19 protein-coding genes are annotated in these 25766 nt (G+C 50.1%); 18 read left to right on the top strand and 1 reads right to left on the bottom strand.

All coding sequences use genetic code 11. The features are described 5' to 3' along the window. Nucleotides 1–163: 163 nt before the first annotated feature. The 12 genes from PV433_RS21135 (at nt 164) to PV433_RS21080 (ending at nt 13717) form a co-directional block, all read left to right on the top strand. Complete coding sequence (locus PV433_RS21135; protein WP_332074046.1) at nt 164–613, top strand: VOC family protein; 450 nt, start codon at nt 164–166, stop codon at nt 611–613. 390 nt (nt 614–1003) lie between these two features. Beyond that, nucleotides 1004–1333, top strand: a complete 330-nt coding sequence (locus tag PV433_RS21130) for an ArsR/SmtB family transcription factor (protein ID WP_332074045.1) — start codon at nt 1004–1006, stop codon at nt 1331–1333. After that, entirely contained in the window at nt 1330–1749 is a 420-nt protein-coding gene (locus PV433_RS21125; RefSeq protein WP_332074044.1) for an SRPBCC family protein, read from the top strand. Before PV433_RS21130 ends, PV433_RS21125 begins: the two co-directional genes overlap by 4 nt. Nucleotides 1750–1793: 44 nt before the next feature. Next, a complete protein-coding gene (locus PV433_RS21120) occupies nt 1794–2258 on the top strand; it encodes a phage tail protein (RefSeq protein ID WP_332074043.1) in 465 nt (154 codons plus the stop codon). 326 nt (nt 2259–2584) lie between these two features. Further along, on the top strand, nt 2585–3907 hold the full coding sequence (locus PV433_RS21115; RefSeq protein WP_332074042.1) for an efflux RND transporter periplasmic adaptor subunit: 1323 nt from the start codon (nt 2585–2587) through the stop codon (nt 3905–3907). Then, nucleotides 3904–7023, top strand: coding sequence for an efflux RND transporter permease subunit (locus tag PV433_RS21110; protein WP_332074041.1), 3120 nt, complete (start codon nt 3904–3906; stop codon nt 7021–7023). Before PV433_RS21115 ends, PV433_RS21110 begins: the two co-directional genes overlap by 4 nt. A gap of 190 nt (nt 7024–7213) precedes the next feature. Beyond that, nucleotides 7214–8044, top strand: a complete 831-nt coding sequence (locus tag PV433_RS21105) for a hypothetical protein (protein ID WP_332074040.1) — start codon at nt 7214–7216, stop codon at nt 8042–8044. A gap of 111 nt (nt 8045–8155) precedes the next feature. Then, complete coding sequence (locus PV433_RS21100) at nt 8156–8653, top strand: GyrI-like domain-containing protein (protein WP_332074039.1); 498 nt, start codon at nt 8156–8158, stop codon at nt 8651–8653. Between the two features lie 636 nt (nt 8654–9289). After that, the gene (locus PV433_RS21095) at nt 9290–9631 is read left to right on the top strand and encodes a PadR family transcriptional regulator (protein WP_332074047.1); all 342 of its coding nucleotides are present in this window, start codon (nt 9290–9292) and stop codon (nt 9629–9631) included. Next, on the top strand, nt 9628–10398 hold the full coding sequence (locus tag PV433_RS21090) for a permease prefix domain 1-containing protein (protein WP_332074038.1): 771 nt from the start codon (nt 9628–9630) through the stop codon (nt 10396–10398). The genes PV433_RS21095 and PV433_RS21090 overlap by 4 nt, the downstream gene beginning before the upstream one ends. Before the next feature lie 757 nt (nt 10399–11155). Continuing rightward, nucleotides 11156–12313: an alginate lyase family protein gene (locus PV433_RS21085; protein ID WP_332074037.1), complete on the top strand. Its 1158-nt coding sequence runs from the start codon at nt 11156–11158 to the stop codon at nt 12311–12313. Nucleotides 12314–12364: 51 nt separating this feature from the next. After that, nucleotides 12365–13717 (top strand): ABC transporter substrate-binding protein, encoded by a 1353-nt coding sequence (locus tag PV433_RS21080; RefSeq protein ID WP_332074036.1) that lies wholly within the window; start codon nt 12365–12367, stop codon nt 13715–13717. A 106-nt stretch (nt 13718–13823) separates the two neighbouring features. Here the strand turns inward: PV433_RS21080 and PV433_RS21075 are convergent, their stop codons facing one another. Further along, on the bottom strand, nt 13824–15788 hold the full coding sequence (locus tag PV433_RS21075) for a leucine-rich repeat domain-containing protein (RefSeq protein ID WP_332074035.1): 1965 nt from the start codon (nt 15786–15788) through the stop codon (nt 13824–13826). A 272-nt stretch (nt 15789–16060) separates the two neighbouring features. Between PV433_RS21075 and PV433_RS21070 the strand changes: the two genes are divergently transcribed. The 6 genes from PV433_RS21070 to PV433_RS21045 all read left to right on the top strand — a co-directional run bounded on the left by PV433_RS21070 (nt 16061) and on the right by PV433_RS21045 (nt 25548). Continuing rightward, entirely contained in the window at nt 16061–16573 is a 513-nt protein-coding gene (locus PV433_RS21070) for a GNAT family N-acetyltransferase (protein WP_332074034.1), read from the top strand. 248 nt (nt 16574–16821) lie between these two features. After that, nucleotides 16822–17175, top strand: a complete 354-nt coding sequence (locus tag PV433_RS21065) for a hypothetical protein (RefSeq protein ID WP_332074033.1) — start codon at nt 16822–16824, stop codon at nt 17173–17175. 47 nt (nt 17176–17222) lie between these two features. Then, nucleotides 17223–18098: a hypothetical protein gene (locus PV433_RS21060; protein ID WP_332074032.1), complete on the top strand. Its 876-nt coding sequence runs from the start codon at nt 17223–17225 to the stop codon at nt 18096–18098. Nucleotides 18099–19005: 907 nt separating this feature from the next. Continuing rightward, the gene (locus PV433_RS21055; RefSeq protein ID WP_332074031.1) at nt 19006–20418 is read left to right on the top strand and encodes an extracellular solute-binding protein; all 1413 of its coding nucleotides are present in this window, start codon (nt 19006–19008) and stop codon (nt 20416–20418) included. Nucleotides 20419–20671: 253 nt separating this feature from the next. After that, nucleotides 20672–21988, top strand: a complete 1317-nt coding sequence (locus PV433_RS21050; protein ID WP_332074030.1) for an ABC transporter substrate-binding protein — start codon at nt 20672–20674, stop codon at nt 21986–21988. 131 nt (nt 21989–22119) lie between these two features. Beyond that, a complete protein-coding gene (locus PV433_RS21045; protein ID WP_332074029.1) occupies nt 22120–25548 on the top strand; it encodes a hypothetical protein in 3429 nt (1142 codons plus the stop codon). Nucleotides 25549–25766: the final 218 nt, after the last annotated feature.

Here is a 25766-nt window from a genome sequence, read left to right as displayed (position 1 = left end):
GGCAAAAGACTTCTTGCTGTGTAATCCTTACACGAACTGTCGGAACGACAGGGTTAGCTTGGTGAACTTCTCTTCGTTAGAAGGGACTACCCAAGAATCTCGTGACTTTAGTCATGAGAGGTTCAAACGAAAAATAGCTTATTTTCGAAGGAGATTGTAAAGAATGTTGAGCAAGAAAACGAATGCTGCGGATGTGATTGGTTACTGCTGCATGAGATTTCCGGTCACAGATTTGAAATCGTCGGTTGATTTTTATTGCAATGTGTTGGGTTATGAATTGAAATCAGCTGATTATCAGTTTGGAGAGGCACATGTTGCATTGAAGAATGGGAACGGACCGAGTATTTTTTTAATGGAAACCAAACCGGAGGATGTCACTCCATTGAAGTTTGTATTTCCCCGTTCGTTCTTTATCACGAGCAGCACGGGACATGTGACGATGGTGGAGTTGCTAACGAACAATTTGCTCGCTCTGCATGAACGGCTTATACAAGCCGGGGCTCAAGTCGATAGAGAACCTGTATTTACAAGTGCTTTCGGTTATTTCACCTTTTACGATCCGGACGGCCACTATTTTCGGGCGGTTGAAGAAACGAGCGCGAACGCAAACTAGGCTGGTTCCGTTCCAACGGAATGATGGAATTAACAAATTCAAAGATCATACGGTTGCGCTTCGCTAGCAGGTTACCGGTTATGAGCTCTTTAATACTTATGAAGAAAGTGACTATACAGCAGCAGTCAAGGGCGGGAAAGTAAAGCCCTTGACTGCTGCTGTTTTTATTTCCATAACGGCAGAAAAAAAGGCAGTCCCCATGTCATGCTGCATGGTGAGTTCAAAAATGTTGTTGACACGACACCGAATGGTGTCCTATAATCAAAACGACACCAAATAGTGTCTAATAGTCGCGAAAAGCCGAAGATTCAAGAAGGGGGAGGTAAGACTGGCTGTTCATCCCGTCAAAAGATTTCCGCTTCGGAAATATAAAGGTTTGGAGGGGGTGCTATGAGCGAGAATAACCAGTTGCGTGACGTTTTTGACGCGATTGCAGACCCGACAAGGCGCCGACTGATTCACCTATTGTCAGAGGCGGAGGAGCTGCCGCTTCATGAGTTAACGGTACATTTTCCGATGGGCCGTACAGCGGTATCCAAGCATCTGACCATTCTCAAAGAAGCCGGGCTGGTTCTCGACAGGAAAGTCGGCAGAGAAACGCGCTTTCGGCTAAACGCTTCTCCACTCCAAGAAATTCAGGATTGGGTCGCTTATTACAACAAATTTTGGAGTACCAATATGTTTCGATTAAGCCAACTACTAGAGGAGGAAGAAGAATGAGTTTAACATTAACCCTGGATTTCCAATACACAACAACGCTTGAGAAGCTTTGGTCCGCCTTAACTGATTCAAGCAAGCTTGCCAAGTGGGTGGCTAATATCCACACCGGCGAGGGGATGGACAATAATTTCAAACCCGTCGTCGGCCACCGTTTTCAGTTTCGCACGTTACCGACCGAATATTGGAATGGGATTATCGAAGGTGAGGTGCTAATTGTGGAGGAGCCACACCGATTGTCCTATACGTGGGCCAGCGGAGAAAAGCATACCGTCACCTGGACGCTGCATGATTTAGGGGACGGGAAGGTGAACCTTCATCTCGAACAAACCGGAATCTCCAACGCTCAAGCACTGGGCGGCGCCAAGTACGGATGGGGGAAATGGTGCGGCGAGCTTGAAAAGATGTTAGAGCAGTAATCATATTCGGTGCAACCATAGCCAAGATCTGAGGAGAGATGAAAATGTCCTATATCGTCGATTTCAAACAGGTATCTACAGCCGGTTTAGAGTCTTCGCCTGTTGCAGAAGCGCTTGCCGGGTTGCGTGCTAATGAAGCCCGTTACTTTATGAACAAATACAAGCACCCGTATACCGTTGTACCGGCTAGCGAAAGCCAGGATACCCTTGTTTATGTGAACCGAATTTTGAAAGAAGAGCGAGGTATCGAGTTTTCGAGCAAACCGCTAGAAACGTCGCGTTTTCAAGTGGAGAATATCCAAATGGCTTACGTTTTTTATGAGGACGGTCTTGGGGTTAATGTCATGTATACGGTCGATGATCCTAAGAAGCGGGCTGTTGGTTTTAAGCTTTCTGTAGGGATGGACGTGCCCAAGGAGCTGGAAGGGAAGTTCAAGTTTGCAAGGCAAAATTCGAAACTGGCTGGAACAATCCGGGGCTCGTTTTTTGTAATTAAAGGTGAATATTAAGCGTCGATACGGTTACCTCTGCCCGTTCTCACTACAACCAAATCACAACCATGGCTTCGTTCCTATTGATCGAGGCTTTTTCGTTTGAAGTCGAAGTCTTAGACAAGGCTCAGATTGGGAACATATCTGCTCACTCTCAAGCACTAGGAAGGCGGGTATCAAACCTCAGTATAAAGAAGAAACAGAGAGCGAACTTGGAAGTGAATATAAAAGTTTCGAAATAATGAACAAGTATCGAATAAGATGACGAGTCCACATCATTACATTATAATGGAACTGGAGTTCCAATCACGCAGGACTACAAGTTTATAGAGAGAGGTAGAGAAATGGATGACTGGAAATCGAATCGAAGGAAAAGAATTTCGCTTTCTGTACTGACCTGGGGGTTTGTGGCGTTACTTTCGAGCGCTTGCTCGATTCAAGCAGGGAATGGGGATGCGGAGGTCATCGCCGCGAACATACAGACGGTTGAGGTGATTACGGTGCAGCCGGAGCCTGTTCTCGATCGTTATGCGCTGGCGGGCACCCTGCAATCCGTGAAGGAAGCCGTCGTCTCTTTCGAAGTGGATGGCCGGGTTACCGAGACTTTCGTACAAGCGGGGGACCTCATCAAGGCGGGAGACGTTCTGGCGTCGCTCGACGCATCGAATTACAAGTTTCAATTGAATCGGGCGGAAGCCGCGATCGGGCAAGCTGAAGCGGCGGTCCGTCAGGCGGAGGCTTCCGTCGCAGCTGCCACGGTGGGTGTAGAGAATGCGCGGCAATCGAGGGACGTATTGAGCAAAAACGGAGAGGCGCTTACCCAGGAAGCTTTTCGAAAAGCGACCTACGAATTGAACAAAGTAGAGGCTAGCTATAAAGACGGAAGCGCTTCGGAGACGGATATGAACAACGCGCGTTTGGCCTACAAACAAGCGGAGACCAACTATCTCAACGCGAAGGCGCAAAGCGAACAGTCGTCGTCAGGCGTCACGTCTGCTGAAGCGACGCTGGCGCAGGCACGAGCGGGACTCGAGCAGGCCAGAGCGGCTGGGCGGGAAGCGATTGTAGGTCGAGATCAAGCGCAGATGGCCGTCGACAAGTCTTCGCTCGTCTCGCCGATCGAGGGCGTCGTGCTGGAGAAGTTCGTCTCGGCGTGGCAATTGACGGGCGGAGGTCAGCCGGCTTTCCGGATCGGCGACATGACGCAGTTGAAAGTAGTGCTTCCCGTACCGGATCAAGAAATCCGCAAATGGAGCGTCGGACAAGAGGTGGCGCTTACGTTATACGGAGAGTCCCGGAACGGGACGGTCAAAAACGTGTATCCTACGACGAACTCAAGCACCGGATCGGTGAACGTCGAAGTGCTCGTGCCGAATACGAAGGCGGATTGGTTGCCGGGACAAGTCGTGAAGGCTGCACGAACGTCGACCGGAGAAACGGGAATTCTCGTCCCTGTCGAGGCGGTCGTCAGTACAGGCAGCGAACCCTACGTCTTCAAGAAGGTCAGCGGCAAAGCGGTGAAGACGAACGTCACGCTCGGAGAGCTTGCGAACAATCGGCTTCAAGTGACTTCGGGAGTTTCGCCAGGCGATCAAATCGTCACCAAGGGGGCGTACAAATTGTTTGATGGCGATGCGATCGCGACATCCGAGGAGCGTGCCAAGTGATCGATTACGTCATCAAGAAACGGAAAATTACGCTGCTCTTTCTCCTGATGGCGCTGATCGTCGGTTTTTTCGGATTTTCCCAGCTGCCGCGCCAAGAAATGCCGGACGTCGTCATCAAGCAGGCGCTCGTGACGACGATTTATCCTGGAGCGGCTCCGGAAAAGGTCGAGCAGACGGTTACGAAGGTCATCGAACAGAAAATCAAGGAAATTCAAGGCATCAAAACGATCACCTCCACCTCGCATAACGGGTACTCTTCCATTCTGGTGCAGGCGGACGACGATGCGGATGCGGCTAAGAAGTGGGACGAGCTGCGCAAAAAGGTGCAGGATGCTCAGGCGGGCTTGCCCAAAGACGCAGAAGCGCCGGTCGTCAATGACGATCTCGCCAAGTCGTTCATCGAGCAGTTCGCGATTACAGCCGATCGCCCGGAAGATCTTTATAGTCTGACCGATCTGATGGTAACGTGGAAGGATCAGCTTCGCACCGTACCTGGAGTCGCGGGCGTCGACATCAGGGGGCTGCCGGAGCGGGAAGTCCGCGTCGAGGTGGATGCGCAGAAGCTTGGGCAGCTCGGCATCCCTTGGGAGCAAGTGCTGAACTCGCTGCAAGGCTATAACGATCGCGTCCCGACAGGCAGTCTCGATTTCGGAAGTCGCGAGTATTTGCTGACGGTGCCGGAGGCACAAGAGGCTCAAATCTTGAACCGGGTCGTCGTCACGCAAACGCAAACCGGTTCGCCGGTTTATTTGCGGGATATCGGGAGCGCGACGTTCACGTATAAGAAAACGGACTATTATGCGTATTACAATGGAAAACCGGCTATCACGATCAGCTTGAACAGTGAAACGGGCAGTGACGTTCCTACCATGAACCGGCTTGTAAACGAAGAAATGAACAAGCTGGCTCCCAGCTTGCCCGCACATCTGAAGCTGGAGTCGCTGTTCGCTCAAAACGATCGGGTCAATGAACTATTTGCCGAGCTTAGCAAGGAGCTGTTAATCGCCATAGCAGCGGTTATCCTGATCTGTACACTCGGGCTGAATCTGCTTACTTCGGCGACTGTGGCGCTTGCGATTCCGTTTTCCATCGGACTCGGGTTCATCTTTTTGCCGGTGCTCGGCATCACCTTGAATCAAATTTCCATTGTCGGCCTCATCATCGTTCTCGGACTGCTGGTCGACGACGCCGTCGTGGTTAATGACAACATCGAGCGACGAATGTCGGCGCTCGGCGAAAGTCCGGCCGTCGCTGCAGTTAACGGGACGAAAGAGGTGTCCATCTCGATTCTGACCGCGACTCTTGCGACGATCGCCGCGTTCGCGCCGCTGTTGTTTTTGCAGGGCGACATCGGCGCCTTTATCAAGCCGATTCCAACCGTCGTTTCGCTGACGATGCTGGCGTCCATGGTCATGTCGCTCACGATCATTCCAATCTTCCGAGGCTGGTACGACGGGAAACGCCAGAAGGCGGGGCAGTTTAAGCAAAAGCCTTCCGGTTTCCTCGGAAAGCAGTTCCAGACGGTAACTGGCATCTATGCGGGACGGTGGATGGCCAAGGTGCTGGAACGGCCGCTCATTACGGGTCTGGCCGGTCTGCTTATCGGTACGGCGGCGTACACGCTTGCCTTGTTTACGCCAATCGAGCTGTTCCCGGACTCGGAACGGCCGGAAGCGACGATCAACATCCGGATGCCGGCGGGCACCTCCCTTGTCGAGACCGACCGGGTCGTCCGTGAAATCGCCGATTGGGTCGTGTCGCAGCCGGAAACGGAGCGAATCACGTATGCGGCCGGCGGAGGCGCTCCGACGTTGTTCAGCGACATCGCATCCGGATCTCCACCGTCCAGTCCGACGACCGGGCAGCTCCAGATTATCGGGGTCAAAGACAAATTCGACCGCGAAACGACGGTAGGGGCCTGGCAGTCGCATTTGAACGCCGCATACCCGGGTGCGAATCTCAGTATCCATGTCCCGCAGCTCGGTATACCGGTCGGCTCGCCGGTATCGATCCGTTTGAGCGGCGAGAACTTGAGTGAGCTTCAAGCGATGGCCGACGAAGTGAAAGTTGCGGTTGCCGGCGTCCAGGGCACAGTGAACGTGATGGACGATATGGGGATCGAGAGGTACAATCTGACTTTTCAGCCGAATCAGGAAGCCATGGATCGCTATATGGTCAGCTACAACGACTTGACCCGGACATTGCTGCTGGTCGGCCAAGGCTTAACCGTCAGCCAATTCGACACCGGACGGGAGCTTGTGGACATCAATCTGTATGTGGCTAAGAACGAAGCCGAGCCGAATGTATTGTATCAACAAGTGCAGGTGACGAACGCCCAAGGCCGTCAAATCCCTTTGTCGCAACTGACGACAATGGTTCCGGGGTTCTCGATCCCGCAGATCAATCGGTATAACCTCGAGCGGACCGTAACGATTACCGCCGACGTATCCGGCCGGACTGCGACCGAAGTAATGGCCGAGGTGCAGAAAAAGCTAACGGACCTCAAGTTCCCGGACGGCTACGAATGGAGTATAGGCGGTGAAACGTCGGAACAAGCGGATATATTCGCAAGTCTCGGCAAGCTATCGATCATCGTCGCCTTCCTGATCGTGCTTCTGATGACGATGCAGTTTTACTCGCTTTCATTGCCGCTGCTGATCATGACGACCGTGTACCTGGCTGCGGCCGGAGGGATTCTTGGCATTTTCTTGACGGGTATGCCGATCGGTTTCATGAGCATTATGGGCATTATATCTCTTGCGGGTGTCGTCGTGCGGAACGGGATCGTCCTTATCGAGTTTATCGAGGAGGCGCGCCACCATGGAATGGAGCTGAAGGAAGCCGTCATGCAGGCCGCGTCCGCCCGCTTCCGTCCAATCGTGTTGACATCGCTCACGGCGATCGTCGGTATGATTCCGATCGCGACGATCGGGGATATTTTGTTCCGTCCGCTTGCCATGACGATTATTTTCGGGATGATATTCTCGACAATCTTGACGCTATTCGTCGTGCCGTCCCTATATATGGTATTGGCGAACTATAAATTGAAACGTAAAGAAAAGCAAAATAAACCGATCCATTATGCGAATTCCTTCACGGAGAGCTCCGGCAGTTGAGAATAAAACGGTCCCGGCGCCGACCGCCAAGTCAGGAAATCACATCGTTATCCGGTAAGGGAGTGCCTCATCAGCAGGGGCGCTCCTTTTTTTATTTTCTTTGAATGGTGATCGCGGTATGGAACGGCAAGCTTTTATACTATAATTAGGAATAGATCATTGCTAATATTTTCAATTTCAGGGAGGGGAAATGAAGATGTGTGCGGACATCAAAAAGCATGAGGACGGTTACTTGGAGATGCACTCGGAAATCAACGAACAATGGGACAAATGGAGTAAAACTCCTTACAAAAGGGGATTTGTGCCAAGCCGGACACCGCTTCCGCATCGTATACGCGGAGGGATAGACAGTGACGGAATGATCACGGTTCGCAGCCGGAAGGGCAGATGGAACTCGAATGATTCGGACGTGACGACATCCGTTTTTGTAAACGGCGGGCATGTCTTCGAAGGGTGGAGCGCAGACGATACATACCGGTTAACGATGCTTGTCGGTAAACGTGATGGAGCCGCCGATATCTTTGTGCTGGATGAACGCTCTATTGATTTCGGTTGGATTAAGCTAGGCTCCGATATTCCGAACGAAGGGTTTGATTTCGGCAGACACCGAGGGATCTTTCAGCGACCGGTAAGTGGACCGGGTCATTCGGGGAACCTTGAATTTGCCGGCTCCGAGCCTATAGACGGGAAGTTCACGGGGGGCACTTTGAAACTATATGGAGATGCGCATAAGGAACGTGCTGGCTCGGCCGACGTTTATATCGGTAATCGTGACCATTCGGGTAACTCTTCGTTTGAGGTGAAAACAACGCCTGCGGGCGAATCAACGGATGGAACAGAATCGGACTCGCTGTTTTCCGTACAATCGAGCGGTGAAGCCAAATTTTTAGGAGCCGTCCAAGTGGGAACGCTTGCAGAAGATCCAGGGAATGGAGCAGCCGGCCAAATTTATTACAACACGACGATAAATAAATTCCGGGTTAATGAGAACGGGGTATGGAAATCGATCGTAACGGAGTAAGGCATTACGCAGAGTCATTCATCGTGGTTAGCGCCGCAACACAGCCCCCTGGAGGATTATCGGCCGGCTGCAACACCGAAAGCATTAAAAGTAATCCGAGGAGGAGCAGAAATGAAATCGAATATCCCGGAAATTGTCGTGGTCGAACGTCCCGAGATGAAGGCAATTGTATTGCGTACGATTGCCAACCAACGCGATGTACGTCAAGCATGGAAAGCAGTTGAAGCCGCCATGAAAGGTCACGCGGACAGGCTGCATACGGACGAAGGTTTAGTATTCATACCGGAGTGGCAATGGGCGACAAAGGTCGAAACCTTATGGGTAGGAGTGGAAGCCGGTTCTCTGGATCGTATTCCCGAAGGGTTCGAAACGATAACGATCCCGGCTAAACCATATGCAAAAACAACGGTACGCGGTGACCGCAGCCAAATGGATCAAACTTACGATTCTCTGTGGAAATGGTTTAAAAATGGAGATTTTGAAAGAGATATGACGGAAGGTTCATACGGATATGAGATGAATCGTCTCACTCCGGTAAACCCGTTTCACATCCCTGCGGATGTGATAGATTATTTTGATTTCGATATTTATGCGCCGATCAAAAGCTGATTTGTGAGCACGGAATTCAGTAAGAATAGATACCGAAAGGAATGAGTCCAGATGCTGCAAGCGGTAAAGTGTATTTATGTGCCTGTTACGGATGTGTTTCAGTCAGGCGAATGGTATCAGAGGATCTATTGGGGCTGAAGCTTAGGGGAATCGACCCTGACGGGGTCGCCTTCCTGTCACTAGCTGATGGGACCGACCTGTTACTCATCAAAACAGCGGATAGACCTTCGAAGATCGGGTAAATGTAACTCAGATGCCACGAAGAGTTGTCGTTGATGCCTGGAATGTTTTGGAGAATCGTCTACCCCATGATGCACTAAAGCTGAAAAACTTCCTGGACCAATTAGTGTTCAAATTTCCGGAACGAGATTGGCGGATCGAATACAGAACCAATCATGGATCAGCAAAAGTATCCTAGTTTAAACTAACGCATCACGATAGGTCCAATGCCGCGATCACCGCAATTTGCATGATATGCTGGTACTTCACCGCAAAGCACCGCATTTCGTATACGCTCTATCAGGCTCATACCCTAATAATCGTCAACACCCGGTAATGATTATCGGGTGTTTCTTTATTATAATACCTTGCATTATAAGGTAATGTGTAGTATAAACTATATAGGGGGTGTACATGTTGGAAATCAATAAAGAAGTTTTAAAAGGTCATATCGATACGCTTATTCTTTCTTTGTTACATAGCAGAGATATGTATGGTTATGATTTGGCCAAAACGGTCCGGGAAAAGAGCGAGAATCAGTTTGAGCTGAAGGAAGGCACGCTTTATTTGTCCTTGAAGCGGCTGGAGCAAAATAAATGGGTGAATTCCTACTGGGGGGATGAGCAAGGTCCGGGAGGAAGACGAAAATACTACAAACTTACGTCTTTAGGGGAAGACGAGCTAAATCGGAAACGTGCCGAATGGCAATTTGTAAAACAGATTATGGATTCATTTTTAGAAAGGGGAGATCATCCATGAATCGAATAGAGGCCTTTATCCATTCTGTATATGCGCATGTAAAAGATGTTAAAGAAGTGGATGAACTAAAGATGGAAATGAAAGTCCATTTGCTGGAAGCGGTTGAGGAATTGAAGGCAGCAGGAAAATCCGAAGAAGAAGCCGTTACGATTGCATTGGAACGTTTTGGAGACGAAGGTATGCTGCAAGGAAAAGTCGCAGAATATTTCCGGATGCCTCGCATGTTTTCTGTAAATTTATTACGTACAGCAATTGGCTTTGCAGTTTTGGGCATCTTGATCGGATGTTTGTTCGCCTTTAACGAATACCGGTTGCTTTCTCAGCGGATACACGTTGCGGAGTCTGTGCTTTATGCACTGGAAGCCGATCAGGAACTCAGCGAGGCGGGCAAAACACTCATTATCGAAAAAGCAGTAAAAGCTTCACAGATCGTATATCTTACCATTTTTCAAAGGGATTCAGACTCTTCTTCCAAGGAAGCGTTCAAGTACCAAAATCCGAAGCCGTTCAAAAGCATGATGTATCTAAACGGAATGGCGGGTACGGTGTATTCAAGCGGAAAATGGTCCGTGGACATCAATTACGAGCATTTTTATCTCGCTTGGATAAATGCAATCGTTACGTGTTTTGTAGTGTACTGGGTGCTTTTCGCTGTATGGGCCATGATTCAAGCCTATAAGCATCACAGATTGCATGCTTTGTGGATGATCGCTTTTTCTCTTTTTAACGTGCCTGCCTACCTGGCCTACCGTGCTTCCTTGAGATAAAAATAAAAAATGGATGCTGTCACAGCCGAGGACAGATAAGCTTGGAATCCGCGTATATCGCGGTTTTTTTATTTGAAAAATATAAGTTCTCAACTAAAGGCCAAAGACTGTTTACCTATTGCGCTAACGAAAAGTTGTTTGCAAGAATGTATATAAAATATAATAATAACTTGCATTCGTTCTTCTACAGCTTTTCTTTACAATGAACTTAGAAGGGGAACATACGGATTTATACGTAAAAACACCTAACATCAAGGGCCCGAAGTGCGATCGCATACGCGATTTGGTCAATGGCGTACTCAGGGCTGTCATTCTCTCCTAAGTCGCATCGGGACTCGAGTAAGGATGGCAGGGGAAGGGGCGATGGAATGGAGACAAAATTACAATTACAGAATACGGGGAAAAGTGCTTTTGCGAGGATACAAGGATGTATATACAGGCGCGGGTTGCGAGGTGCTGTCCGGCTGTTTCTGGGAGCTTCATAGCGAGGTTATGATCTTAGTGAACAGAACGTCCAAGGAACGGGAGCAGCCGTATGGACTCCAGGGAATCCGACCTCGTACGAAGGCGGGGAAGTCAGCTTGACGCTTGATCCTTATTCGGTTACGGTCATAGCCTTAAGACCTGCGGCTGAGTGAGCAGGTAAAACGAACTGATGAACAGATCCGGATTTTATGCCCTGCCGTTCCTGCTTATTTTCATGGCAGCAGGCTGTGACGTTGAAACGAAACTACTCCAAGAGGAGAACATTCCAGCGATGAAACAAACGACAACACCAACTCTTATCCATCTCGACTACAAGGAAGTTACCAGCATTCGCGAAAAGATTAAAGCGAATGATCCCACCCTGATGCCGGCCTATTATGCACTGCTGGGTGAGGCAACCGCCTTTCTCAAATTGCCACCCGGCTCCGTAGTCGATAATGATAGTACTCCGCCATCCGGGGACAACCATGATTTTTTTGCTATAGGCAAATATGCGTGGCCGAATCCGGATACGCCTGACGGGATGCCCTTCATCCGGCGCGACGGATATACCAATCCGGCGGCATCCGGCGATCAGTATGACTTGGGACCTTATTTCAATATGCGTATAAGGGTCAACACGTTGGCGCTGGCATATTTCTATTCAAAATCTGAAGGATATGCGGCTAAAGCAGCCGAGCTTCTGCGCGTCTGGTTTCTGAATCCCGAAACCCGGATGAACCCGAACTTCAAGTATGCGTCCTCGCTGCCCGGCGTTAATGATGGAATGGCCATCGGTATTATCGAAGGTGTTCAATTGATCGGGCTGCTGGATTCCGTCAGCTTGTTAACCCAGTCGGATAGCTGGACTGCCGCCGATCATGAAGCTTTAAAGCAATGGTTTACTTCCTATACGGATTGGCTGTTGGAGAGCCCGGCAGGAAAAGAAGAGTACCGCGCAACCGATAATCACGGATCTTGGTACGCGGCTCAAGTAGCGGCCTTCTCGATCTACAGCGGTAATATGGATCGGGCCGTTCAAATGATGGAACGCGCCAAATGGCAAATCGGCGTGCAGTTTACAGCGGATGGCGGGCTTCACCGCGAGTTGAAACGCAATCGGGCTTTGTTTTACTCGTTGTACGGATTAAGCGCTTTCGTAGCCTTGGCGCGGTGCGGCGAAGTGCTGGGTGTCGATTTATGGCATTACCGGACCGAGGACGGCAAAGGCATTCAGCTCGGATTCGACTTTTTGGCCCCTTATTTGGCGGAGGAGCAGCCTTGGGCTTGGCAAAATATCGACAACGAAATCAACGGTCTCGCCGTCCAACTGACCCGTAGAGCCCAAAAAGTGTATGGATCTCCCAGATTGATTGCAGTATCTCAGCATCTGGCGACTTTACGGCCGCTTAACGACTGGGCGTTCTGGCTCATGTCGACTCCTAGCTGAAACCGTTTCAGATTCCTCCAATAGAAAAGCGAATAGCGAAGGTGACCTCGAATGAAGGATAGCAACGTAGTGATAAAAGGGAGTATGATGAACAAAAAAATGTGGATGGCTTTCGCACTTGCGGCAGGCTCACTGGCACTTTCGGCATGTGCCAAAAGCGGGACGGAAGCGACCAATCCTCCAGGAGAAGCCGGCACCGTTCAGGATGTGAATTCGCCAGCAGAAATCAGCTTTTATATGTGGTCGATGTCGCAGAGCGAATATGATTATATTGCCGTGCAAGCCAAAAGCAAGTTTCCTCACTATACGTTGAAAGCGGTTCCCAGCACAGGAACGGGAGGGGTAACGATCGATACGATGCTTGCCTCAGGCGCGATGCCGGATTTGTTCGTCGGGCGAGGCGTAGCGACACCGGATCTGCAAAAAAACGGATTGCTGTACGATATCAGTGAGTTGATGAAAACGTACAAGTTCGACTCTTCGCGGATCGATCCGCTTGCATTTGAGCAAATGAAGAGGGAAACGGGCGGCATCATTGCGGGTATACCTCTTAGCGGGACAAATGGCGGGGTGATGCATTACAACAAGGATCTTTTCGATAAGTTTGGCGTTCCTTATCCGACGGACGGCATGACGTGGGATGATGTATACGAGGTCGCTAAAGTCATGACCCGGGTCGAAGGAGACGTCCAATATCGGGGATTTTCGGATCGATGGATGGAAACCTTCTTTACTCAAAACCCGTTTGGCGAACCGATTTTGAGCTTCACGGAGGACAAGGCTGCTGTCAATACGGAAAGGTGGAAAAAAATCGCTGAAAACTGGAAACGATTCTATACCATTTCGGGATTAAAGTTTGATTCCAAAACAATCAACAAAGACCTGGATTGGAAAGAGTTTATTGAAGGGCGTTCCGCGATGACAACATTCGTGTCCAGAAATTTTATGGACTGGAACTTCCAGTGGGATATCGTCAGTATGCCGGTGTACAAGGAGCTGCCTGGCATTGGCCGATTATCCGATTTCCGCAACGTGTACCTGACGAGCAGTAGCAAAAATAAAGATGCCGCGTTCCAGGTCGCCTCATGGCTGTCTTCCGAGGAGCTGCAGGGCAAGCTTGCGGCGGAGCTGGGAGTATACCCGATTTTAAAAAGCGAAGAAATCAAAAGTTTATATTTGAAAAACGATCCCTTGTATAAGGGCAAACATACCGAGGCTTTCTTCTTCAACAAGGTCGGGCCGGGCATGCCTGGCCGAGAGCCGGGATTAACGAATGTCGCCGGCCAGAACCTGTTCATGAAGGAACTTCAGAAAGCTGTTGTGGAGGATAAGGATCTGAATTCGGTGCTGAGAAGCGCCGAAGAAGTGATCAACAAAGCAATTGCTTCTGAGAAGGCGAAATAACAGGTTTGTACCGATAGAGTTCTAAGCTAGAGGCAGCGGAAATCCAAGAATTGTTTTGGACTTCCGCTGTACATATTTGTAGAGGGATCAACTTCCACAAAGTGATTTACTTGTCGATTTCAATCCGCTGCTTCTCTTCGTTCCAGCGCACGGTCCTCCCAAAAGCTTCCGTCACAAACCGTAGAGGAACAATCGTTATATGGTTTACGATTCGGGGTGCTTCCTCGAGATCTACTTTGGCACCATTAACTAACGCGATCTTGGAGTCGATCGAAAGTTTGATTTCGGTCTGGCCGTTGGTGGCCACAATCGATCGCGTTTCCTCGTCCCATCGAACTACGGCGTCTAAAGCAGCGAAAATTTTCCTTAATGGTACGAAAGCGATATCCTGAATGATTTGAGGTGATTCTTCCAGCGAGTAGTTTTGCAAATTCCCGTTAATCGACACTTGGATTCGCTCGCCATAAGAAACGGTCGAGCCGTTTGCCTTCTTTTGCTCCAATACTTCGATTGATTCGCCAGATAACGGATTATTCGTCAGATAGATTTCCCATAGAGCGGGCATGGCGGCCAGCGGCGAAACATCGGTAATCCGGTTATTCTTGGCGGATAGCACGGCGAGCTTGGATAAGGATTGGATCGGCTGAAGATCGGCAATCAGATTATAGTCGACCCAGACTTTTTGCAAATTCCGGAGAGATGCGACAGGCGTCAGATCTTGAATCCGGTTATCCGTTATATGTAAATCCATGAGGCCCTTCAGTTCCTGGATCGGGCTTAAATCCTCGATTTGATTGCCGCTGAGCCAAAGAGAGTTCAGCCGGGTAAGTCCAGATACAAAACCGATATCTTTCAAACCCGCATTCGGCACAGCCAACGAAGTTAACTGACGCAAACCGCGCAGCGTCGTATAGTCCGATACAGGATTTCCGCCGATATCCAACCAATAGAGATTCTTCAGGCCAGATATGGGCTTTACGTTCGAAATCCGGTTGTCGGTCAAATTTAACGATCGCAGTACGGTCAAGTCTTTAAGACTATTCACGTTTTCAATGCGATTGCCGGCCAATTTTAACGTTTCCAACCGGGAGAGCTTGGAAAGGATCGAGATGTCGTTGATCCAATTTTGACTCAAATCGATTTGAGTGAGGCCAACATGCCGGCCAAGCGGGGAAATGTCACGAATCTCATTGTTTTCCGCTTTGAACTCAGTGAGCAAATCGTATCCACTCAGAAATGAAATGTCCTTAATTCCTAAGCTCGAGACGTTAAGGCTCTGGATAGATTTAAGCGAGTAGATCGGACTCGGATCATGGACAGCATTGTCGCTCAGATCGAGACTCTCCAACAAGCGAAGCGTTTGGATGGGCTGAATATTTGTGATCCGATTCGAACCCAGCGTTAAATAGCGTAGACTCGGTAAGGATGAAAGCCCGCTTATGTCGCTGATCGAGTTTCGAAGCAACCCCAGGTAGATCAGTCGATTCAAATTGCCGAGATGGGGAATCGACTCGATCCGATTGAATGGAGCGCTGAACCACTCCAGTTCGGTCAAACTTTCAATGGGCGTAATATCTGTAATTCGATTGGAACTTAGTTCGATTTGAGTCAATTTTTTCAGAGATGCCACTGCGCTAATATCCTCGATTTCATTGAAATACAAGGTAAGCGATTTCAGGTTAACCAACTCTCGCAATGGACCGATATCTGCAATGATATTGTTATTCAGGTCGAGACGTTGTAACGAGAGCAGCCCTTGCAACGGTTGTAAATCCTTTACTTTGTTATGGGTTAGAGTCAAGGATCTTAGATTAACTGCATGCTCCAAGCCGATCAGACTCTGAATTCCATACCAGCTGCCTTTCCCCATACTTCCCAATGCTGTGAGACTCGCCATATCGCCTCGCGTAATGGATTTATCGGGAGGGACATTCAACGTTTCTCTGACCAACAGTTCAAGTGCTTTATCTTCGAACCAGACCGGATTTTCGTCTTGCGCAAAGCTGGTTGAAGGGACAAGAGGGAACAGGATCAGGACAACCATCGAGAAAACTAAAGCTTTTTTCCACATCAATATATCTCCTTAACTTCCGAAACCGTCATTCACATCTTGCTTAGGGGTGCCTTGATTCGGCTTTTTTTAGTATAATTTACCTAATGATAGCATCTCTTTCGATATCAGGAAATGTTTAATGTGTGAATATCTCTCTGCTACTTTGTAAGGATGCCGTTGAACTATCGGAAAGGATAATTTCGTTTAAGTTATAAATGACCTACCTAACATGAGACACACTGGTAAAATAAGCTTAAAACGCAAATTGTGCATTGGAAGGAGCGGAAAGTATGAGTAATTCAATTGAAATTCGCCAAATGACGGAAGCAGACGTGGAACTTGTGTATCAGGTATTCACCGAACATCATATTGGAAAACCTAGGGATTACATCTTGAGGTGTTGGGAACAAAATGAAACAGCAGAACGAATAACTTTGCTAGGCTTTTACCAGAGGCAGTTTGTGGGAAGCCTGCATCTTCTTACTACATCTCACTATCCTCACTTTGTTGAAAACGGCATACCGGAGATTAACGATTTTAATGTTATCCCTCCATTTCGAAAGCTTGGAATTGGAAATGCATTAATGGAAGCTGTCGAGGCAATTGGATTCGAGAAGTACAGAATTGTAGGAATTGGTGTTGGACTTAATCAAAGTTATGGCAGTGCACAGCGTTTATACTCAAAAAGAGGTTATCTGCCTGACGGCAGAGGACTCATGTATCAGCAACAACCAGTTATCCATGGCAGCATGGTTTGTGCGGATGACGATCTAAACCTGTATTTCACTAAAGTTAAACCATGAACGTTGACGGATACGATCGTGAGTTCTTGTCATATCCTGTATTAGGCTGGGGAAGCAGTCGGATAAGAGTGGTTTGCAGCCTTTATTTTGTTCTTGTAGTTCTTGTTTGATCATTTTATATTCTGAAAGTTAAGAGTAAAGAAGGGGATGATTAGAATGAAATATAGGTAATACGATACTTTAATTAGCACTAAAATGTAAGTAGAATAGGACGGGATCGAAGAAAAGGAAAAGGAGAAATATAGCAAATGGGAGTTTCTGTTTATTATACTTGTATGAGAGACCATAACCTTACTAACAGTGAGGAGCAAGAGATAACGGCCATCGTGGATAAATACAATACTGGTTTTGAAATGAAAGATATTGGAGAAACATTTTGTGTTTATGACTATGATCAGGATGAACCAACCGTGATCTTTGCTGGTTCAACAAAGCTGCCCTTATCAGACGATTTTGAAGATACATTGCAGGCGCTGTTCTATTGGTTGGCCTGTTTGACGGATATTAGAAAAAGTATTTCTAATGGGGATTGGCATGTGCATCTAGATGATACGGATGCCATATGGGATGAGGAAACGGGTTGGCAAATGCCAGAGGATTAATATTCGTATTCCGAAAAACCACTCGATGATGATATAGGAGAATCCTGATGCTGAACGATCTGTACCAATTCGAAACACTAGAGCAATTGACAGCACGTATTCAGGAAGAGCCGTTGCTGGATTCGCAGCGTCAAGCGCTGTTTGCGGAGTACGATCGCTACTTCCATTATGCGAACATCGAACAATGGAACAAGCTGGTTCGCGTTTGCGAAGCGCTCCGTGTTGTCGGATGGGCGGGGCGTGAGCCAGTGGAGGCAATTGCCGAAAAATGGATCAACGGTTCTTATTATTCCGGTCTGCGTACCCGAACCTTTACCACGATTGAAGGGACATCCAAGGGATGGAGCAAGCGCGGAAACAGCTTTGTCATTGACGGAGGTCACGACTTGGCTAACTACGGGATTTCTGCTTTGGCTACCCAGCGCAATCCATTGCCCAAAAATCCGATTCGCCTGGTCGGTTCGGGCAATTACCAGCGCTCTGCGCAACCATTCGTAGACAGCTTGGAGGAACTTAGAGAGCAGCTTGACCGCGATATGCGGCAGGAGTTATACGGAGACGATTTTGGCTATCTCGGCATATATTGCTGGTTTAGTCATCATGACGATCCTTCGCCGAGTGTACGCTATGAGTATTTTCATACGGAGCAAGATGTTCCGCCGGACTTCGCTGCCGGTTACTATATCCGTCCCCGTCTGCAGGTCGGCAAGCTGGCAAAACGCCGCGGACAGCTCAAGCTGGAAATCACTCGGCATTTTACCCGGCAGGAGGGAGAACTTCCGATTGAGACGCAGAAAGAGATGTTTAAGCAGGATCTGATGGAGATCATTTCAGTTTTAGAAGAGAAGTTGAAGAAGAAAAAGTCGCCATACCGGACAGATTTGATGATAACAGATTTGGGGGCCGTACTGGCAAAATGGTGAACAGGAGTCGGGGCGCTTCTGCGACCTTGCATCATGGGTCAAGTTCTTTTCGTCCGATGACTGTCAGACGAAAAGAACTTAGCCCGATTCAAACCTGCATAACTTGCGGGTTTTTGTTTTCAGTTGGACAAATTCTTGTAACAGACAAGCCGGGTATAAGAACGGCTACAACTGCTATGGGAAAAGTGAAGAGGTCGAGCGGCTTTCACTAAACCGCAATCTGTTCACGAAGGCCGCTGTGGATGCCAAAAACCAAGGAGCTAAGTAAGAAAGACCGCTTAGCTCCTTGGTTTTTTCAGTATGTCATCCAAGTTGACTGAAGCCGCCGGAAGACATCTATACGACTAATTAACTCAAATATTAAGCCCCAGGCTATGCCTGGGGCTTAATATTTGAGTTACACCTGGCAGCATGGTTTGTGCGGATGACGATCTAAACCTGTATTTCACTAAAGTTAAACCATGAACGTTGACGGTTACGATCGTGAGTTCTTGCCACACGATTCCTTCGGAGTCAAGTTGTTCCGGCACAACCTCCCGAACGACCGGCTGGAGCGAAGGTACCGGTTTCCCGGAAGAAACAAAATACTGTACAGTCCAGCGGGGTGTGGCCGATGACGTGATAGTCGTGCGGGACAAAAGGAGGGATGACGAAGATGTCTTATTCCGGGGAAGTCTTGTTCTACGGATACACATCCCTTCTGCCGATTATCGGATTGAACCTTTGTAACTGCAGATAGACTCTTTCGCCCGTAAGAATCCCCATGATGCGGCAGTCCGATGCAAATGAGCCATGTTGCGAGAAAAGGATAGTTGGTGCTAGACTATAGGTTGGAAAAGAACGGCCAGACCCTCTTGACCAAAAGCGACAAGGGAGTCAGCGGCTAACGGGTGGGCGAGGTAGTGCAATGCAAAAAAAAGTGATTCGAAAACATTCGCAGGCGCGGATCGATGAAATGGTGAATACGATCCGGAACGAAATCATAACGAACGTGCAGGCCGTCGGGACGTATTTGCCTTCCGAGAGCGATCTGGAGAAGCGGTTTCGGCTCGGTAACACTTCGGTGCGCAAAGGGCTGGAGCAGCTTGTCCGGGAAGGGGTTATCCAGAAAATTCCGCGGGTCGGCAACATCGTGGTTGGACAACCGTCCGAGGACCAACCAATCGTCCGGCTCGGCGTCTATAACACGACTGATCGGGAGATGGAATTGACCGGCTTGCTGGAGCAATTTCAGAAGCGGCACCCGAACATTCGCGTTCAGACTGTAATGATTCCGACTAACGAGTATGCGGGATATATCAAGCAGCATATGGCGGACGGCACGCTGGATGCGGCGATTATTAACCATCATACGTTCCGGCAATTTTCGAGCAGGCAGAAGGCGGACTTGCTGGAACCGCTTCAGCCGCTGGAGCAGACGTCCGGCTATTATCCGTTTACGACCGGGCCGTTTGCGGATCAGGGAAAGCTGCTCGTGCAGCCGTTAATTTTTTCGCCGCTCGTCGTCTGTTACAACCGCAGCCATCTGAAGGATCGCGGCTTGTCCGAGCCGGTAGGGGACTGGACGTGGAACGAGCTGATGGAGCTTGCCCGAAAAGCGGCGATCGAGAATGAGAGATTCGGCTTTTGCTTCCATCTGCTGTCGCGCAACCGCTGGCCGGTTTTTTTGCTGCAAAGCGGGATCGACTTCACCCCGGATCGGGAAGGGTTTTACCGTTTGCCGGACAAGGATTTGACGGAATGTCTGGGCGTATGCCGGGAGCTGGTGGAGCAGCCGAACGTGTTTCCCACTATGCTGTCCGGACTCGACAGTGCGGCGGTCGAATGGTTCAAGGACGGCAAAGTGTCCATGATCATGACGACCTACTTTTCGCTTAACCAGCTGAAGCATTCGGAGATGGATTACGATGTCGCCCCGCTTCCCTATGTCAGGGAGAAAGGCAATCTGCTATCCGTCATCGGCGCGATCGTAAGCCGTAAATCGAAGAGCAAGGAAGCTGCAAAACGGCTTGTCGAATTTCTCGGTTCGTACGAGGCTCAGGTGGTGATCCGCAGCAAAACGCTCAGTATTCCGGCGCACCGGGAAGCCTCCGAGCGGGACGGAGAGACGGACGTTCGGCATCCGGCGCATTTTCGCATTTTTGAAGGCATGATACCTACGTACCGGCTGCTCGAGCATATGTCGCTCACCTCCAAGCAGCTGTCGGCGATCCAGAAAGAGTTCGAGCTGTTTTTAACCGGGTTGCAGGACGGCGTTACGATGAGCAGGCGAATGGAACAAGTGCTGCAAGACATGAACAGCAGCCAGGCAATCGAATAAATTCGCAGGATTGCGGCATTTGGGAAAAAAGTCCCAAATGCTTTTTTTATGCGCCAATAGGATGCTACTTCTCATCATGCGATGTGTAAAGGAGGATCGTCTCCGCTCGAATAAAAAGACAATTTATAGACGGGGCCGAACGTTTTCGAAACGATTGACTGCGCTTTCAAAACGTTTTATGCTATTTATAGGGTCAGTTTGGGGTCAATAAATTGCTGACCTATTATGGGGGAAGTAAGGAGAGACGGACGACATGAAAACGACGAGGCTGGGGCTCGCCGCCGTGCTGATCGTGATGCTGACGACGACTGCGTGCGGTACGAAGCATCAAGGTTCGGTAAGCGGAGAAGGCGGCAAGGCGGAGGCGGAAAAACCGAAAGAACCGTACACGATGAAAATTCTCGCGAACGGGGTTAAAACCGAGGAGTTTGACGAACGGTTCCGACAACTGCTGAAGATGAAATTTCCGCACGTGACGGTCGAGTATTCGCCTGGAGGCAAAGGAGCGACGATCAATGATAGGATCGCCTCGGGCAGTATCCCGGACATCATCCGGACCGATGTGCCGACACTTGTAAGCGGATATCTCGATTTGGGGTTAGGCTACGATTTGAACGAGCTCGTCAAAAAGCACAAGCATGACCTGAAGCGGTTCAACAACGTGTTTATCGACGAAATCGTCGACGTCGGACGTGATGGAGCGTTGTACGGGTTGCCGGTGCCTCCGTATTTTCCCCAAGCGCTCTACTACAACAAGGACTTATTCGACAAGTTCGGGGTAGCTTATCCGAGAAACGGCATGACCTGGGATGAAGTGTACGAGTTGGCCAAAAAAATGACGCGTGTCGACGGAGGCGTTATTTATCGGGGATTCAGCTCACATCCGACGAATCTGCTTCGAGACAATCCGTATTCCTTGCCGATTCTCGATCCGAACGCAGATAAGCTCTCGAATCCGGACCGATGGATGACGCTGTTCAACAATTTGAAACGGTTTTACGAAATTCCGAACAATAAAATCGAAAGCACGGCGGCATTGGACGGGCAAGCGTTCGCCAAAGGAAACGTGGCGCTCATGACCAACCAGCATAGCGTATATTTGGTTCTTCCGCCAGAGTTGAACTGGGATCTCGTCTCGTATCCGGCCCTGGAGGGAGCTCCCCAGCTGATGCCGCAGAGAGGCCCGGCATACTGGTCGATATCCGCAACGAGCAAGCACAAGGAAGAGGCGTTTGAGATGATCCTGGCCATGCTGGCCGACGAAGTCCAGATGGAGGACTCCAAACGGGGTATTACGACGACTCTGGCTAATCCGGACATCCAGAAGGCGCTTGGCAAGAGCCATCCGGTGTACAGCAAGAAAAACATGGAAGCGGTGAACGTTTATCCGCCGATCCCTTATACGCAGAAGCGAAAAGCCGGCTTGACGGATGTGCCCGGAGTAACGCAGCAAAATTTGCTGGGTCAAACGTTCGTGGATGTGGCTATGGGCAAGATGGACGTTAATACCGCTTTAAGGGAATTGGATGAAAAGCTAAAAGCGGAGGTCGCCAAGCAGAAGAGCAAATAAACCCATCCGGATAATCCGGCGGATCAAGAGTGGAGCATACAATCGGAAAGCGAACCTTGACGAAGGATAAAGGCAGCAAACCGGGGAGCGGAACCCGCCGCCCCCCTACCATTCGATCGGAGGGATGAATAATGAGGTGCAAGTTGCACACGAACGTCGTAAGTTTTGTAGTCGTACTTTGCCTTTTGGTTTCAACTTTGATGATGGGCTCCATTCGCGCGCATGCCGATACGCAAACGCCTAACCTGTTGTCCAACCCGGGCTTCGAGGTACCCGGAGACGAGAACCAGCCCGTACCGGGATGGCATTTGCGCGGCAACAATCCGGCCGGAATATCGATGGAAGTGACCGATGGCGTCAGTTACGAAGGATCGAACGCCTTGAAGGTAACGGACGATTCGACTTCGGTTGCCGCAGTCGTCTTCAGCGACCCGATCGAAATATCGGCCGGCGACAGTTTGCGGCTTCGATTCCAAGCGACCGGCACGACCGGAACGGTGTACGTCGGCGTCCGTACGTATAAGCAGACAGGAGACGACGTAGTGAGCGGCAACCTTAGCAACAAATTCGTGACGCTGCCGCCGTCGAGTGTTTGGACCGAATTTTCCGTCGAAGCGGACGCCCCGACCGGCGCCGCCTACGCGAGAGTACTCATTTATACCCAAAATGCAGGGAGGGGTTCCGCCACCGTGGACGATCTTCAACTCCATCTCGTCGATGAAGGGACGGTTCCGTACGAGCTTACGAATCTGGGACCGTTTGTACATAATGTCGATATTTCACGCGCCGTATTCCATCAGAACTCTGCGGGCAAAACGATCGCTTACGCCACGTTGTCGGGATTGCCGGCCAAGCTGCTCGTGATCGATGTGGAAGCGGAAACCGTATTAAACCAAATCCCGATCGAAGATACGATCTCCGGCACCTACTACAAGGGCGAGTACGTAAGAGGTTTGACCGTTACTCCGGATGGATCCGTCTACATGGCGGGTACGCCGACGAATTTGTTCAAATACGTGCCGGGCGAGAATCAGGTGCATTTCGTGAAAAAAATGCCGGGATCGGCCGTGTACGATTTGAAAAACGGGCCGGACGGCATCCTCATCGGGGGATCGTACAACCGGAACGAGGCGTTCGAATACAACACCGCCACCGGCGAAATGATCAATCTGGGCCGGGCGACGGCGGACGAATACTACTTATACTCGGTTGCCTACGACGAGGCGAGGAACGACTATTACTTCGGAATCGGTTCTCATGCCCATCTGATTCGTTATGACCGGGATACGGGCGCGAAGACGGAAATTGCACTACCCGCCCAGTATAGCACGGCTCAATTCGTATGGGATATGAGCGTCGTCCAAAATAAACTGTTCATGAGACTATCTCCAGGGGCGACTCTCGCCATGGATCTGACGACAGGCGAGTTTGAAACGACGAGCGCGCCCGTGACGTCCAGACTCGTCTCTCCTTTGTCTCCGGACGGCGGTAAAGTGTACTTTACCGTTTCGTCGGAGCTCGGCTATTACGATTTCGCTACGAAACAGTACAACATGCTGGACATCCGGACGCCTGCGGATGCCAACGGTCTAACGTTCGCGCAGTTCTCCGGCGCGGAATTTCCCGGCGATACGCTGGTCGGCATTACGGAAGGGAACATCTTCAAATACAACTTGACCACCGGTGCCAGGCGCAGCGTGCTTATTCCGGTCAGCGGGGAACCGAGCACCCTCCAGACCGTATTCAAGGGCAATGACGGACGCATCCATACGAGCGGTTACGTGGTGGGCGGCAACGCGATTTACGATCCCGTGGACGGAACCCGGCTCGAGTATTCGAAGCAATCCGTGGGCGCCGCACAGACGGTTCCCGGCAATCAGACGGACCGGGTATTCGCTTACAAAGATAAAATTTACTTCGTCACATATACCGGCATGAGGGTATACGAATACGACCAATCGCTGCCGTGGAATCGGCAGGACCCGATTCATCCGAATCCGTCCTTCCTGTTCACCGCATCCGATGTCGCCCATCAAGACCGCGGACTTACGGGGACGGTGATGCCGGACGAAGGGAAGCTCGTGATCGGCACCGTGCCGAAGTACGGGTTCCTGGGCGGAGCGCTCGTCATCTTCGATCTGGAGACGAAGGAACGCGAAGTGTACGCCAATGTGGTCAATCAGCAAAGCGTGACGGCCGTCACGTACAAGGACGGTCTCGTGTATGGCGGATCGAACGTATGGGGCGGACTCGGCATCGATCCGACCGAATCGGAAGCGAAGCTATTCATCTGGGATGTGGCGAATAAGCAGAAGGTGTTCGAAACGGTACCCGTTCCCGGCAAAAAAGGGATTACCGAGCTGATCGTCGGCCCGGACGGCATGATCTGGGGCTCGGCGGAGGGCGACTTGTTCATCTTTGATCCGGCAACCAGACAGGTCGTTCATCGGCAAAATCTGGTGACCCGCTCCTACGGCAGCGCTGTATGGCGCGACGCACGGTTCCTCATCGGACATGATGGCAACGTGTATGTCACTCAGGCGGGACAGTTTATGAGAATCGATGCGGCGACCAAGCAAAAGCAGATGATTCGCAAGTCGGGCAAAACGAACTGGCTGGCTCAGGACGATTTCGGGAATTTTTATATAACCGAGGATACGAATCTGCTCAAAATTACGATCCCTGACTTGCGGCTCTCGCCGATAGGAGCCCGGCTGGATATAGCCAAGACGACGCTTGCACCGGGCGAATCGTCGGAAGTGTCCATCACCGGACTGCTGGAGCAGGGGGGGACCGTGCAGAAACTGGAGAGAAGAAATCCGGTATGGTTCAGCAGCAACCCTTCGATTGCCTCCGTGGAAAACGGCAAGCTGACGGCCCATCATCCGGGGACCGCCCAAATCCGGGCGCAGATCGTCGTGGACGGAGTGCTGCTGGAAACCGGACGCGTTGAAGTGACGGTAAGTTCCTCAACCAGTTCCGGCCGGCCCGGCGTGCCGGTATTGTCCGATAATTCCGGTCAAGCGAACGGACTTCGCGACGGCAACTATACGGTTTCGATGAATATGTGGTGGGGAAACAACGGTACCGTATTTAAACTGTATGAGAACGGCTCCCTGATCGGAGAGAAGACCCTTATCGAAGCTTCGCCTCAGGCGCAAAATGCAGCTATAGACATTCGCGGCAAATCGAACGGGACGTATACTTATACTTGTGAGCTCCTTAATGCCTACGGCACGTCGACTTGCCAACCGCATGTCGTTCACATTACCGATGCCGCTCCCGGCAAGCCCGCCATGTCTCATGACAATTGGGACGGAGACGGAACTTATACCGTCGCGATGAACCTGTGGTGGGGGACCAACGCGGCCGAATACCGTTTGTATGAAAACGGACAGTTGATCGAGTCGCAGACGTTGACCGCTTCTTCGCCCAATGCGCAAAAAGCAACGGTCGAGCTGAACGGAAAACCGGTCGGCCGCTACGAGTACCGCGGCGAGCTCATGAATGCGGCAGGAGCCACATCGAGCGATATTATAATCGTTGAGGTAATCAGGTAAGGAATACCACTGAGGAGAAAACAGGTCGCCTATGTGCGGCCTGTTTTAGTTCATTGGTCGCCAGAACGCTTAAGTTCTTCACCGCACTGGTGCCGTCGAGCTCAGTCTGCCCACAGACTCCACGTATAGTTGATGAAACGGATGAAATCATAAAGGGATTGACTTATAAAAATGGCAAGTATACTATTTGAAGTAGTATGGTATGACCATATCACTTA

The organism is Paenibacillus sp. GYB004, assembly GCF_036577605.1.
GTDB classification, from domain to species: Bacteria; Bacillota; Bacilli; order Paenibacillales; family NBRC-103111; genus Paenibacillus_AB; species Paenibacillus_AB oceani.
This window is presented reverse-complemented; position numbering and strand designations above follow the sequence as displayed.

What these genes read in the sequence shown, in the direction of transcription:
- PV433_RS21135 (WP_332074046.1), top strand. Translation starts at nt 164, where the DNA reads ATGTTGAGCAAGAAAACGAATGCTGCGGATGTGATTGGTTACTGCTGC.
- PV433_RS21130 (WP_332074045.1), top strand. Translation starts at nt 1,004, where the DNA reads ATGAGCGAGAATAACCAGTTGCGTGACGTTTTTGACGCGATTGCAGAC.
- PV433_RS21125 (WP_332074044.1), top strand. Translation starts at nt 1,330, where the DNA reads ATGAGTTTAACATTAACCCTGGATTTCCAATACACAACAACGCTTGAG.
- PV433_RS21120 (WP_332074043.1), top strand. Translation starts at nt 1,794, where the DNA reads ATGTCCTATATCGTCGATTTCAAACAGGTATCTACAGCCGGTTTAGAG.
- PV433_RS21115 (WP_332074042.1), top strand. Translation starts at nt 2,585, where the DNA reads ATGGATGACTGGAAATCGAATCGAAGGAAAAGAATTTCGCTTTCTGTA.
- PV433_RS21105 (WP_332074040.1), top strand. Translation starts at nt 7,214, where the DNA reads ATGAAGATGTGTGCGGACATCAAAAAGCATGAGGACGGTTACTTGGAG.
- PV433_RS21100 (WP_332074039.1), top strand. Translation starts at nt 8,156, where the DNA reads ATGAAATCGAATATCCCGGAAATTGTCGTGGTCGAACGTCCCGAGATG.
- PV433_RS21090 (WP_332074038.1), top strand. Translation starts at nt 9,628, where the DNA reads ATGAATCGAATAGAGGCCTTTATCCATTCTGTATATGCGCATGTAAAA.
- PV433_RS21085 (WP_332074037.1), top strand. Translation starts at nt 11,156, where the DNA reads ATGAAACAAACGACAACACCAACTCTTATCCATCTCGACTACAAGGAA.
- PV433_RS21080 (WP_332074036.1), top strand. Translation starts at nt 12,365, where the DNA reads ATGAAGGATAGCAACGTAGTGATAAAAGGGAGTATGATGAACAAAAAA.
- PV433_RS21075 (WP_332074035.1), bottom strand. Translation starts at nt 15,788, where the DNA reads ATGTGGAAAAAAGCTTTAGTTTTCTCGATGGTTGTCCTGATCCTGTTC.
- PV433_RS21070 (WP_332074034.1), top strand. Translation starts at nt 16,061, where the DNA reads ATGAGTAATTCAATTGAAATTCGCCAAATGACGGAAGCAGACGTGGAA.
- PV433_RS21065 (WP_332074033.1), top strand. Translation starts at nt 16,822, where the DNA reads ATGGGAGTTTCTGTTTATTATACTTGTATGAGAGACCATAACCTTACT.
- PV433_RS21060 (WP_332074032.1), top strand. Translation starts at nt 17,223, where the DNA reads ATGCTGAACGATCTGTACCAATTCGAAACACTAGAGCAATTGACAGCA.
- PV433_RS21055 (WP_332074031.1), top strand. Translation starts at nt 19,006, where the DNA reads ATGCAAAAAAAAGTGATTCGAAAACATTCGCAGGCGCGGATCGATGAA.
- PV433_RS21050 (WP_332074030.1), top strand. Translation starts at nt 20,672, where the DNA reads ATGAAAACGACGAGGCTGGGGCTCGCCGCCGTGCTGATCGTGATGCTG.
- PV433_RS21045 (WP_332074029.1), top strand. Translation starts at nt 22,120, where the DNA reads ATGAGGTGCAAGTTGCACACGAACGTCGTAAGTTTTGTAGTCGTACTT.